Genomic DNA, 12,798 nt, shown 5'->3' on the forward strand with positions numbered 1-12,798 from the left:
TCATTTCACCTCCCGGAATATATTTACATCGTTCAATGAATTCCCTTCTCCCGACAAATGCCTCTTTAACTCAAAGAGCAGAACCTTATTCTTTATTTTCGAGAAAGCCATTCTTTTTGATTCCTGACAATATTTTCTTTTCTTTTCCGCCGATAACTTCCCATCTTTGTCGGCTTTCTTTCCGCAGAGAATACACTGGGTAAACGCCCAGCAATTTCTGCACTCATCTTCCGTCAGTTTTCCGATATTAAGCAAGGAATTGATCTTATCCTTATCTAAACCCCTATCCAAAGAGCCGATATTCATACACTCCGATATTTCGTTTACCCTCTCGCATGGGTAAAATTCACCTTTGCAGTTTATAAACAGCCTCATTTTGCCGGGGATACACGGGCCTCCCGGCGCCGCCACATCCCCCAATACTCCATACCTTATTTTTTGTATTTCATGCTCCATATTTTCAATTTCATCAATTGTTGTCTTTCCGACTCCGGCTTTCTTGAATCGCCCGACTGTAGACAAAATACCCAAAAATTGATTGTAAAGGCTTTCATTCACATACTCATCCGAATAGTTCACCGTCTCTCCCTCATCTTTTTCCACAATCGAATGAAGGCATCTCATTTTCCTTATATACCTGTCATTAAATAATTTGTTTATTTCTTCATAGCTGTTCTCCGGATTGATTACCATATTTATAGATACGGTTTTCGCAAATTCCGGATGATTCTCCCATATTTTTTTGATATTCCTTATTACCGTATCATAGGAACCTTTCTTATTAGCAGCAAAAACCCGATTCTGATTATGTATTGATTTCGGGCCGTCCAAGCTGATCATAAGATTGAATTTGTTTTCAGCAAGGTAATCTATAAGGTCGTCGGTTAACAATGTAGCATTGGTTGTCGTAGTAAAAGTAATATTCCGCCCTTCAAACACTCTTCTTGCATAGTCAACTACCTGTTTGATCAACTCTTCATTTAAAAAAGGCTCGCCGCCATAAAAGCTGATATTAGGCTGCTTTGTATCCATAGAATGCATGAAATAAAAATCCACTGCTTTTTTTGCCGTTTCAAAAGACATCATTTTCTCCGAATGACTTCTCTGGCTGGGATAACTGTTCTCGGAATATACGCAATATGAACAGCGTAAATTACATTTCTGTGTCACTTGGAGAGTAATGCTGTCAATTTTTCGTTCCAAAAAAAGTTCCAATTCATCCGTTGCAGGATGTTTTATTTCTTTCACATGATTTGTACAAAGATATCCGCAGTCCTTCAAATCACCATACTGACGGACAACTTCCTCCCCAAACTGGTGGATCTCCTGCTCATTATCCTGCATTACGGCATCAATATACTTATATAATTGTTCATTTACTGCCACTATTTCATTCCTATTTGTTTCATAGAAATAAAACCCCAACGGAGTCTTAAAAGGCAGAATCAGTGGCTTAGACTGTTTAACTTGTTGTTCCATTAAAACTTCCCCCTTTTGTTGCCAGCTTCCCGTCTTTCATGGTGTAAACAACGTCTGCCCTGTCGGCTATGCTCATATCGTGGGTTATGATAATCACTGCGTATCCTTCGTCATGAGCCAATTTCCCCAGCAGTTCCACTACTATGTTTCCGTTTGCGGTATCAAGGTTTCCCGTAGGTTCGTCGGCAAGGAGGATTTTCCCTCCCACTGCAAGGGCTCTCGCTATTGCAACTCTCTGCTGCTCTCCTCCGCTCATCATAAGAGGAAGCTGATTATATATTCTTTCTTCGAGCCCTACTTTTGAAATCAGCTCTTTTGCTTTTTCTTTGGCTTCTTTTGTGGGAACTCCTTTAAGCTCCATGGGATAAGCCACATTTTCGAGAGCCGTCAAAAGGGGAAACAGGTTAAAGGACTGATATACAACAGACGCCGTATTTCTCCTGTATTTATCCCTGTCCAATGTGCTCATGGGTTTGTCCTCCAAATAGATTTCTCCCTTCGTGGGCAGATCAAGGCCTGCCAAAAGGGAAAGAAATGTGGTCTTTCCACTCCCGGAATGGCCTACTATGGCATAGACTTTCCCCGTATCAAAGGTGCATGAAACGTCGGAAACCGCTTTAACCGTCTGATATTTGCTTTTATATATATAGCTTACTTCCTTTGCTTTTAATATACTCAATTTCACCATACCTCCCTTTAGTCCGTTTTGGATAATACCGCCATTACGCTGAATCTGTTCAGTAAAAGCAGTGCAATTGCTGTCCCCATCATGTAAAAAATCAGGAATACTGCTAAAACAGTTACAGTAGTTTTAAACATAAGGTTTACAATAAAACCCGATACAAAAGCTCCTATGATACTGCCTAAAAGTGCCAATATCATGCTTTCCAAAAAGATTATCCGAAAACATTTTTCTTTACTTGTCCCTAAGGAACGCATAATGGCAAATTCATGCTGCCTGCTCTGCATCAATAAATAAGACGATATAAAGCCGATTGCGGCAACGATTATAAAAATCAGCGGTGCAAAACTTTTTAGCATGTTCAGGCTTTCCGTAAGCTGAGTTGCCGACATGATGAATGTTTCGTCGTTTATGGTCAGGGCTTTTCCCACCCGTGAAAAACCTGAACGCATATTGGTAGGTAAAAATCCGATTTTCTCCATTTCATCTTTAAATTCGTTGATTTTGAGAGAATCCCTGAGGGTAAACCTTGCGGCGCTTGCATAGCTCTTAACATTTGTTCCTTCATAGATGCTTTCCACAAATTTGTCCGAGCTTATAATATAGGGCGCTTCATTGCGGCTCTGGGTTTTGGACTTATAGCTTCCGATCACCTTCATCTTCACAAGGCCTATTTTTTCAAAATCGTCTATGATTTGTCCTTCATCATCATATTTCGGTGCATAGGCCTCAACTTCCAATTCGTCTCCCAATTTGATATTCTGCTCCCTCATAAACCTGTCCCTTACAATACATACGGCTTCACTTCCCTTTAAAAAACTTTCATCGTAGTTATCAATATATGAAACATCCTCAGGTGCGAATGATGAAAATATAGAAAAAGAATTGGTGCCTTCAAACCTGAATAAAATTCCCATAGCCGATTCGCTGTATGTACCGGGTAAAGCAGCCCATATTTCCATCGCAGTCACTTCGTCTTTTACAAGTCCCGTGTTGCGCATCTTTTTTAGCATCCCGAAATCAATCTGAAGCCCCACATCCTGACTGCCATCCATATTGCATATGCTCCCCGTAACGGGAATGGTCCTTCCGAGCCTTAAAAGCTGGGCTTGATTTTTTTCTATATTTCCCATGTACAACAGCAGAAATAAAACAATCATGCATGAAATCAGAACAGACAGAAAACTCTTTTTTCTGTGCCTTGAAATATTCTTCTGAATTGCATGAAAAACAAACATAATCACCACCGCCTTTTTAAAAAGTAAATAAATAAAATGACTATAATTGATAATAAATATCTATTTAAAATTTTTTATTTAATAAACGCAGGATACATTATGGAATAAATTTTGGATTGAGTATTGGAATTCTTATGTCTGATCTTAAGAGATGACTTGCTATTATCCTGACAACTTTCTGTAGGATTTGTTCTAAAGGGTTTGCCGGATTATTTATGTATTGCTTTTTTAATATCAATATTTACCTTTTTATCATAATAAAAGCATATATTTCTATTTGATTTAAATTATATCGTTATTATATATATAAGTAAATATATTTTATGTAAAAATTATGTAGAATTTATGGAAAAATATGAAATATATCAGGAAAAGCCCCTGCAATTTTAATTAAAATTGCAGGGGCTCTAAAAGTATTTTTTATATTTTCTGTTTTGCCGTTCCCAGATAAGCCGATTTAATATTTGGATTTTCGGCAATTTCTTTCGCTGAACCCTTCATCGTTATCTTCCCTTGTTCCAGGACATAAGCCCTGTCGGCAACGGAAAGGGCTTTGTATGCATTTTGTTCCACCAATAGTATGGTCTTGCCCATCTTTCTTATATCCACTATTATATCAAATACTGTCTGAACCAAAAGAGGCGCTAATCCCAAAGAAGGTTCATCAAGAAGCATAAGATCAGGATTGCTCATAAGTCCTCTTCCCATGGCAAGCATCTGCTGTTCTCCGCCGCTCAAGGTACCCGCAATCTGGTTTTCTCTTTCCTTTAATCTTGGAAAAAGAGTATATACCTTCTCCAAATCCTCTTTTATTTTTTTATTATCATTTCTCAAATAGGCTCCTAAATACAGATTATCTTTCACGGACAAATTGGCAAACACAAGTCTTCCTTCCGGTACCTGACATATGCCGTCTTTTACCACTTTGCTCGGATTAGACGGAAGATTTTCACCTTTATATGTTATCTTCCCTTCTTTATACTTTAAAAATCCGGATACGGCATTAAGCAAAGTCGATTTTCCGGCTCCATTGGCTCCGATTATAGTTACAATCTCACCGGAATTTATATCTATGGACACTCCTTTCAAGGCGTGTATCCCTCCATAATATACATGTAAATTGTCTACTTTCAGCATTTCTATCCCTCCACTCCCAAATAGGCTTCGACTACTTTAGAATTTCCCTGTATTTCCGAAGGAGTTCCTTCAGCTAATTTGCAGCCGAAGTTTAGAACCACTATTTTTTCGCATATACCCATAACAAGATCCATATGATGATCTATAATCAAAACAGATACTCCGAATTTTTCCCGTATATATGATATCAGGCTCATCAACTGTTCCGTTTCGTCAGGGTTCATGCCGGCAGCCGGTTCATCCAACAATAAAAGCTGAGGATTTAATGCCAGTGCTCTTGCTATCTCCAACCTTCTCTGAAGCCCATAAGGAAGATTATCGGCTATCATTTCTTTTCTGTCCATAAGCCCCATTATTTCAAGAAGTTCTTCTGTTTGGCCTTTTAACTTTCTTTCCTCTTTTCTGCATTTAGGAAGTCTCAAAAAAGTTTCGACAATATTATAATTTCCGTTATAATGACAAGCCGTAAGAACATTTTCATAAACAGTAAGCTTTTTAAAAAGCCTGATGTTTTGAAAAGTCCTGGTAATACCGCATTGGGCTATTAAATAAGGCTCTTTATTTGTAATTTCATTTCCCTGAAATATTATATTTCCCTCGGTAACCTTGTAGACTCCCGTTATAAGATTAAATATGGTTGTCTTGCCGGCACCGTTAGGACCTATAAGCCCTACGATATTGTCATCGTCTACGGTAAAATCCACATTTCCTACCGCCGTAAGTCCGCCGAAACGCTTTGTGACATTCTTAAATTCCAACATAGCCATTTTATTATTTCCCTCCTTCAGTATCTTCAGCAGGGTTCTTTTTATGTTTGCCTATCCTCGAAAACAGTTTTTTCATACTTGAAGGAGTAAATTCATATCCGCCCATAAGGCCTTCGGGCCTTGTTATCATAATAACGATTACGGCTAATCCGTAAAAAACAAGCCTCCAACTTGAAAATGCCCTTAAAATTTCAGGTAAAGCAGTTAATATAAGGGTTCCAAGTACACTTCCGGATATACTTCCGAGGCCTCCGAATATAACTATTATTGTGAGTTCAGTGGACTTTACAAGACTGAACATTTTAGGTTGCAAAAACGTCATATAATGACCCATAAGTCCTCCTGCAATACCTGCATAAGCAGCGCTTATCATCAATGAAATGAGTTTATATTTAAAAACATTTATGCCGACTGTTTGGGACGCCAGCTCCTCTTCCCTTATAGCAATCATATTTCTTCCGTATTTTGACCGAATTAAATTTGCAAGTAGAAATATTCCGATTATATTTATAACAAGAACATTGGTCAAGTTCGTATAATTAGGAATTCCGGGCCAGCCTCTTGCACCGCCGAAATATTGAACATTATCAAGAATCAGTCTTACGGCTTCTCCAAATCCCAATGTCGCTATACAAAAATAATCTCCTTTAAGATTAAGAGTCAATCTCCCTATGAAAATACTAACTACAGCGGCCGACAATCCCCCAATCAGCAAGGCAGGTATAAAAGGCCAGCCGTATTTTACGGTCATCATGGCTGTCGCATATCCTCCTATTGCCATAAACCCAGCATGTCCAAAGGAGAACATCCCCGTAAATCCTGTCAAAAGAGATAATCCCAATACAGTCATCAGATTTATTCCCGATAATATCAAAATTCCTTCTATATAATACATATCCATTAGAAAATCTCCTTTCTATGCTTTATCCTCAGTAGTTTTACCCATAAGCCCAGAAGGTTTTACAACCAAAACCCCTATTAATAGTACAAATGCTATTAAATCTCTATACTGAGATGATATATATCCCGATGTAAAGGTTTCGATTATTCCAAGTAAAACGGAACCTATAACGGCTCCCGGAAGGCTTCCCAGTCCCCCGAAAACTGCCGCTATAAAGGATTTATTTGTAATAACCCCTATCTGAGGATAAACCGTGTATTTCATACCAAACAATACTCCTGCTATTCCTGCAAAAAAACCCCCTAATGCAAATATGGCAATTATGATGAAATCCGTATTTATTCCCATAAGGGCACTTGCTTTTATATTGTAAGATGTAGCTTGAATCGCTTTCCCGATCTTCGTATGATCTATAAGGTAAACGAGAAGTAGCAGGCATATGGCAGATATGACAAACATAAGAGCATCTAACCTTCCGATAGAAATACTTCCCAAAGTAAAAGGCGTTTTATCAAGTACAGGAGGATAGGTCCTAAAAGTAGGACCTATGGACGGTATTGCTATTATAATATTTTCCATGAATATGGATGCCCCCATGGCACAAATAATAAAATACAGAAACGGGGCTTTTCTGTCTCTCAACGGTTTATATGCGGTTCTTTCGATTATTACCGCAACTATTGCGGTACACAGAGCTGCAAATAAAAATGCCAAAGCAAAAGGAAGATTGTATTTTGTTAAAAAAAAGTACCCAAAATAAGCTCCGAACATTATAACTCCGCCATGAGCAAAATTGCTGAATTTCATAATACTATAGACTAAAGAATATCCGACAGCCATTAATGCATATACACTTCCGATGGATAATCCGTTAATAAGTTGTTGCAAAAATTGAGTCATAAATCTTCTCTCCTTTAAAAATTATCTTCTCTCCCAATAAATTTAAGTTTTTATTGCGCAGCGGAATATTTTTTCTGGAATACGTATTCTCCATTGACTAACTTAACTATTGCTGCTTCTTTTCCCTCCGGATTATGCGTATCTTTACCAACCTTTATTTTACCGGTTATTCCGACTATATCCGTAGTTTCAAGAGCTTTGGCAATTTTTTCGGAATCTGCTTCTCCTGCCCTTTCCATAGCGTCAACAAGCATCATTATAGCATCGTGAACCAAATATCCGTTGATCTCCATATTTTTGTTGTATTTTTCCTTGTACTCATTTTTTAAATCCTGCACGTCAGGGTCATCATAATTTACCTGATTAACTATATATGAACCTTCTACCGCATCCTTGGCCATAGTTATAAGTTGTTCCGAAGGCCAAGTGTCTCCGCCCATAAGAGTGGCTGTTATTCCCAATTCTCTGGCCTGATTTGAAGATAGAGCAACTTCTTTATAAACAAATGGCATAAATATTACGTCAGGATTTGCAGATTTTATCTTGCTCAATTGAGGTCTAAAATCAACATCTCCGGTTTTAAAGGCTTCCTTGGCAACAATTTTTCCTCCCTTTTTAACAAAGGTTTCCTCAAAAAATTCACTTAATCCTTGAGAATAGTCATCGGACACGTCATAAAGTATAGCCGCATTTTTTGCTTTCAGCTCGTCTGCTGCAAACCCTGCCGCTACCGCTCCCTGATATGGATCTATGAAACAAACTCTGAAATTATAGGGCTTAACTTTTCCATCAACAACGGTGACCTTTGGATTCGTTGCAACTGTAGCAATATCCGCAACTTTTGCCTGTTCAAGTACGGGAGAAATGGGTATAGCAGTACCGCTTGTATTAGGCCCTAATATTGCAACCACCTTGTCCTGTCCCGTAAGCCTTTTGGCAACGTTTACAGCTTCCTGAGCATCACCTTTTGTGTCATATCCTATAACTTCCAATTTCTTACCCAGAACTCCTCCCTTTTTATTAATATCATCAAATATCATCTTTACCGCGTTCAATTCACATTGTCCCCATACTGCTTGATCTCCCGTCAGGGATCCCATCCAGCCTACTTTTATAACGTTTTCATTCTCCGTCTTCTCTTTTTCGTTCTTAGAACATCCCGTAGTAATTACAGAAAAAATCATTACAAATAATAACAATAATGATAAGGCTCTCTTTTGCATTTTATTCATTCCTCCTTAAATATTAAAATAAAATGGAATTTTTTTTATTATAATATTCAATATTCAAAAAACTTCATAATGCTTCAAGAATATTCGAAATTTTTAAATGAATTTTATATTTCTCATAATAACTGCCCCTATACAAGAACATTGTCCTTGTATAGGGGCAGTTATTACTTACTCAACATTACTTTAACTTTGATAATAAATCATAATACTGATCCATAAATTCATCTACGGAATCGGTCTTTTGCTTAGCTAATCCTAAAAACAAAATATCTACTATAAACAGTTGCCCATATCTGGAAAAAATCGGAGCTAATCTCGTTGCATTAAGTTCTGTGCTTGGAACTAAAAGCTTTAAATCTGCTAAAGTTTCAAGCTCACTCTTGAAATTTCTCGTTATCGCTATACATTTTGCCCCGTTTTTCTTGGCTTCTTTGACAGCTAAATTTACCGCCTTAGTTTTGCCGCTAAAAGATATTGCTATTATTACATCTTCTTTAGTTGCAATTCTTGAATTCAGTACTCCAAAATTACTATCAATACTATATACACAACGTTTTTCTAAGCGTATCAACTTTTGCATAAAATCCATTACTACGATACCGGATGATCCTACTCCAAAGAAGAATACAGTATTGGCAGCATTTATCCACTCTATAGCCTGTTTAAATGGCCTGATACCGTTAACACCTATGACATCCTTACATGTTTTTGATATGCTGCTTATTATATTATTGGGCATTTCGTTAAATGAATCCGCCCAATTAAAAATTTTATTAGCATTATCATAAGCGTCGTTGTCATTACCGGAAGCAACCTCAATTTTTAATTCACCAAAAGATAATTTACAATACTTACGAACAAATCTTGATATAGATGCCGATGAAACATTTAAAGTTTTTGCCATTGCATGTATATTTGCCTTTACAAATTTATCTGTATCCTTCAAAATATAATTTGCGATAACTTTTTCGGTATCCGTCATCATATCATAATTTCTTTCTATTAATCTTAGGCTTTGCAACGGTATATCTCCTTCCATTTTACTAATTAATTAGTATTCTATCATTATCCACACACTTAATTTTATTGTCTGGCTTTATGATAAATTTTACAGGGTTACCATATTCATTATACCATAATACTAACATACACAATTAATTGAGTCCCTACCTGCTTCTATTGCTATATTAACAAGATTATTCAGATTCTCCTCACGGCTTAAAGCTAATGTTGTCTCTATAATCATGGGAAGATTTACGCCGGTTATAATCTTGATATTGCTTTTATTATTTTCCCGGATATATTTATAACTTTCATTAAAAGGTGTTCCTCCCATAATATCGGTAAATATTAATACCCCATTATAGTGGGAAGTCAATGTATTCAGCTTCTTTGTCAGTTCCTCTTTATAATTGTTGTAGTCATCAAATTTTAAAACAAAAACATTATGATTTTCTCCTGCAATCATTGCTAAGCTATTCAGCATCCCTTGGCATAAATCTCCATGGGAAGTCACTAATAATCCTATCATTTATACCCCTCCAAATGTAATTGCTTATTATAATGTGTTATGGATTCATCGTCGTGGATAGTAAATTTTAAGAATGCGGCATCTTCCTTTTATTTTTATATTACCTGAAGAAGCCGGCACAAATATTGTTTCTGTATATGATAAATTATATAGTTCGTCTTCACATTGTAATACGCAGTTCCCTTTAACACATGTAAGAATGTAATATTGTCCATTACTCAAAATATCCATTTCATTTTCTATGTCAATCACATCTGCGTGAAATAATATATGTTCAACCCCTACATGGCAATTATTGCTTTGAATTTGAGTTAAAGGAAAATGCTTAATTTCATATTTAGCATTAATGTCTAATGCCTCAAAGCCTTTCTCTAAATCTAACGGGCGAGGGCGGCCATAATCGTATATACGGTAAGTAATGCCACCAAAACTTCCTATTTCAACCACTAACATATTTTTACCGCAAGCGTGCAAAAGACCGGCAGGAATTAATACAAAATCTCCCTGTTTTACAGGTACTCGGTTGACATAATTCTCTAAAGTCCCATCTTCAGCCGCTTTACGCAATATGGCTTTATCTCCTATATTAACACCGGCTGTAATGTATGCTCCCTCATCTGCTTCTAAGACGTACCATGATTCCGACTTCTCATAATCATTTATTTTTTGAGCATACTCTTCATTAGGATGCACCTGTATTGAAAGGTCTTCCGCTGCGTCAATATACGCTACGCGTATTAATTGTGTATTCGGATCATCTCCCATTATTTCTTCATGATGATTTTCAATAATCTCTTTAATATTCTTCCCTGCAAATCCGCCTTCGGCAATTGAATTCTCCGAATTCTTATATGCACATACTTCTCTGGAAATACCAAAACCATGTTCATTCAAATTCCTTATTTTTTGCAGCCTATTGCCCGCCCATATACACTTCATATAAACGGGTTTCAATTTTAATGGTTTCATTTTTGCTTCTCCTAACGATTTTTATATTTTTCATTTTTGTAATGAGTATAGTTATCACGTAAAAATGTTTTGTGGATAACTACAGGCTGGTATCCTTTTGCTTCAATAATATAATCATCAATTGTTGCAGGTATCGTAACAATTTCCAGATATTTTTGTGTAAAACGGAATTCAGGATTACTTTTTGAATAAACCTCAATTTCTTCTCCATCCACTAATGTTATGACAGTAAACTGTCCGCTATTATTACCTTCATACTTTCCATGTGTATTCAACTCTATACGATTAGTCTGATAGTACATCAAATCTGTTCTTCCAACGATATATTCTTTATAATCTTGGGATTCTGAAATTAATATGGGTTCTATGACTATATTTTGCCTTACCCATTCTGAATCCCGTTCAAAATGTAATACCTTTTCTGCATTCTTGGTATGAATAGGACGAAATTGTCCTTCTTTGTCCTTACGATTATAATCATAAATTTTATAAGTATATGATCCAAGTGTTAAGCTGCCTAATTCTAAAATAAACTGATTTCTACCGGAAGCATGAATGGTACCGGCCGGTATCATAATTTGCTTCCCCGGAACAGACTCAACTGAATTTACGTATTTCTGATAGTCTATGTCTTGATGATCTCTTTCTGATTTTTTAGCAAGTTCTACAAGTTCCTTGCCATCTCCCTTAAATCCAGCGTATGTTTTAGCTCCATGCCCTGTAGCAATAACATAATACGCTTCATCTTGACGTCCTAACTCATTATAATTATCCATAACAAAATCTTCATCCGGGTGAACTTGAATAGACATATTTCCATCGCTATGCCACGTATCGTCATAATTAAATCTGATCGGAAAATATCCGTCAAATTCATCAAAACATTTTTGTCCCATCATTGACAGCCCTTTTTTCTGTACAAATGTATAGAAAGGAATGTCAACATAATTACCGTCTATATCTACAACTATACTTGTTTCCATTGGTATAAATTCAAAAATCCAAGCTATATTAGAAGAAATATCCTGGGGAATATTCCTAATCTTACGTATATATTCGCCTCCCCAGATTCCCTCCAGATAAACCGGTTTTGCCCTGAAAGGATAATGGACTAAAGTTTCCAAAACGGTTTCTAAACTTGAACCATCCATTAACATATAATTATTATCGTCATTTCCAAGAATATAAAAATCAATACCATATTCATTAAGTAATTCTTCACGCAATTTAAATACAATTTCAAAATCAACGAAATAATTCCTTCTCATAAGTAAATTGAATTCACGAGGGTTTTTATCACCTATATTGGCAAATCTCTTTTCTCTGGCGCGGATAGCTGCAACTTTTGGTGTGACATCAATGTAGGCTACCGCATCACAAAGATTGCGGATGTTTTTTATGGCGCTTCCCAGTCCGTATACTGCTGTTATACCTTCATTCTTTTTCTTTAACACCCCACATAATGAATTTAATTTATCTTGATCCATTAAATCATCCATGCTTCCTTCGAAAAGTTTACCAAATAGCAGGACCGGATCATCATCATAATTTAGCGGTAGGCTTTTCTTTGTTAACTCGTCAATTTCCGATTCTGATTTATAGTAATCTTTTATATTAATAGTAGTTAATTTAATATTTCTCTTTTTGCAGTATTCTCTAATTCCTTTTAATACTACATCAAACTCTGCACTTACATATCCATCGATGGCTAAAGAATATCCATTGTTTTTCATATTTTCAATACAATGTTTTGCAATGGATATTCCTACCTTATCATTGCCAACCACCAAAGACTCCTTTACTTCTCTCGGTAAATCTATTTTATTTACAGCACTCATATCGTCATACGCTAGCGGTTTAAACATAAAACTCATATTCTGTCCCTCCAATTTTAGCATTTACAGTTATCTTCTATAAACACTGATTTATAAAATCTACAATCAAATTTGCCTTGAGATATCC

The 12,798-nt window shown here is 36.4% G+C and carries 12 protein-coding genes; all 12 read right to left on the reverse strand.

Translation table 11 applies throughout. The features are described 5' to 3' along the window. The 12 genes from ccpM to EQM13_RS13440 all read right to left on the reverse strand — a co-directional run bounded on the left by ccpM (position 1) and on the right by EQM13_RS13440 (position 12,710). A complete protein-coding gene (gene ccpM, locus EQM13_RS13385) occupies positions 1–1,479 on the reverse strand; it encodes a Cys-rich peptide radical SAM maturase CcpM (protein ID WP_128752962.1) in 1,479 nt (492 codons plus the stop codon). Next, positions 1,463–2,158: an ABC transporter ATP-binding protein gene (locus tag EQM13_RS13390; RefSeq protein ID WP_128752963.1), complete on the reverse strand. Its 696-nt coding sequence runs from the start codon at positions 2,156–2,158 to the stop codon at positions 1,463–1,465. Before EQM13_RS13390 ends, ccpM begins: the two co-directional genes overlap by 17 nt. A 17-nt stretch (positions 2,159–2,175) precedes the next feature. Further along, positions 2,176–3,399, reverse strand: a complete 1,224-nt coding sequence (locus tag EQM13_RS13395) for an ABC transporter permease (protein ID WP_128752964.1) — start codon at positions 3,397–3,399, stop codon at positions 2,176–2,178. A gap of 420 nt (positions 3,400–3,819) precedes the next feature. Continuing rightward, complete coding sequence (locus tag EQM13_RS13400) at positions 3,820–4,536, reverse strand: ABC transporter ATP-binding protein (RefSeq protein WP_114218549.1); 717 nt, start codon at positions 4,534–4,536, stop codon at positions 3,820–3,822. Between the two features lie 2 nt (positions 4,537–4,538). After that, positions 4,539–5,303, reverse strand: coding sequence for an ABC transporter ATP-binding protein (locus EQM13_RS13405; protein WP_114218550.1), 765 nt, complete (start codon positions 5,301–5,303; stop codon positions 4,539–4,541). Between the two features lie 4 nt (positions 5,304–5,307). Beyond that, complete coding sequence (locus EQM13_RS13410; protein ID WP_071139935.1) at positions 5,308–6,204, reverse strand: branched-chain amino acid ABC transporter permease; 897 nt, start codon at positions 6,202–6,204, stop codon at positions 5,308–5,310. A gap of 15 nt (positions 6,205–6,219) precedes the next feature. Beyond that, positions 6,220–7,104 (reverse strand): branched-chain amino acid ABC transporter permease, encoded by an 885-nt coding sequence (locus EQM13_RS13415; protein ID WP_071139934.1) that lies wholly within the window; start codon positions 7,102–7,104, stop codon positions 6,220–6,222. Between the two features lie 50 nt (positions 7,105–7,154). Continuing rightward, complete coding sequence (locus EQM13_RS13420; protein WP_128752965.1) at positions 7,155–8,327, reverse strand: ABC transporter substrate-binding protein; 1,173 nt, start codon at positions 8,325–8,327, stop codon at positions 7,155–7,157. Positions 8,328–8,514: 187 nt separating this feature from the next. Beyond that, positions 8,515–9,357, reverse strand: a complete 843-nt coding sequence (locus EQM13_RS13425) for a MurR/RpiR family transcriptional regulator (RefSeq protein WP_161567257.1) — start codon at positions 9,355–9,357, stop codon at positions 8,515–8,517. A gap of 120 nt (positions 9,358–9,477) precedes the next feature. After that, entirely contained in the window at positions 9,478–9,867 is a 390-nt protein-coding gene (locus EQM13_RS13430; RefSeq protein WP_114218554.1) for a PTS sugar transporter subunit IIA, read from the reverse strand. A gap of 45 nt (positions 9,868–9,912) precedes the next feature. Beyond that, positions 9,913–10,836 (reverse strand): class I mannose-6-phosphate isomerase, encoded by a 924-nt coding sequence (locus EQM13_RS13435; protein WP_114218555.1) that lies wholly within the window; start codon positions 10,834–10,836, stop codon positions 9,913–9,915. 11 nt (positions 10,837–10,847) lie between these two features. Then, positions 10,848–12,710 carry a class I mannose-6-phosphate isomerase gene (locus EQM13_RS13440; RefSeq protein ID WP_128752966.1) on the reverse strand — a complete coding sequence of 621 codons (1,863 nt, stop codon included), beginning with the start codon at positions 12,708–12,710 and terminating at the stop codon, positions 10,848–10,850. Positions 12,711–12,798 lie beyond the last annotated feature (88 nt).

The organism is Acidilutibacter cellobiosedens, assembly GCF_004103715.1.
Lineage (GTDB): Bacteria > Bacillota > Clostridia > Tissierellales > Acidilutibacteraceae > Acidilutibacter > Acidilutibacter cellobiosedens.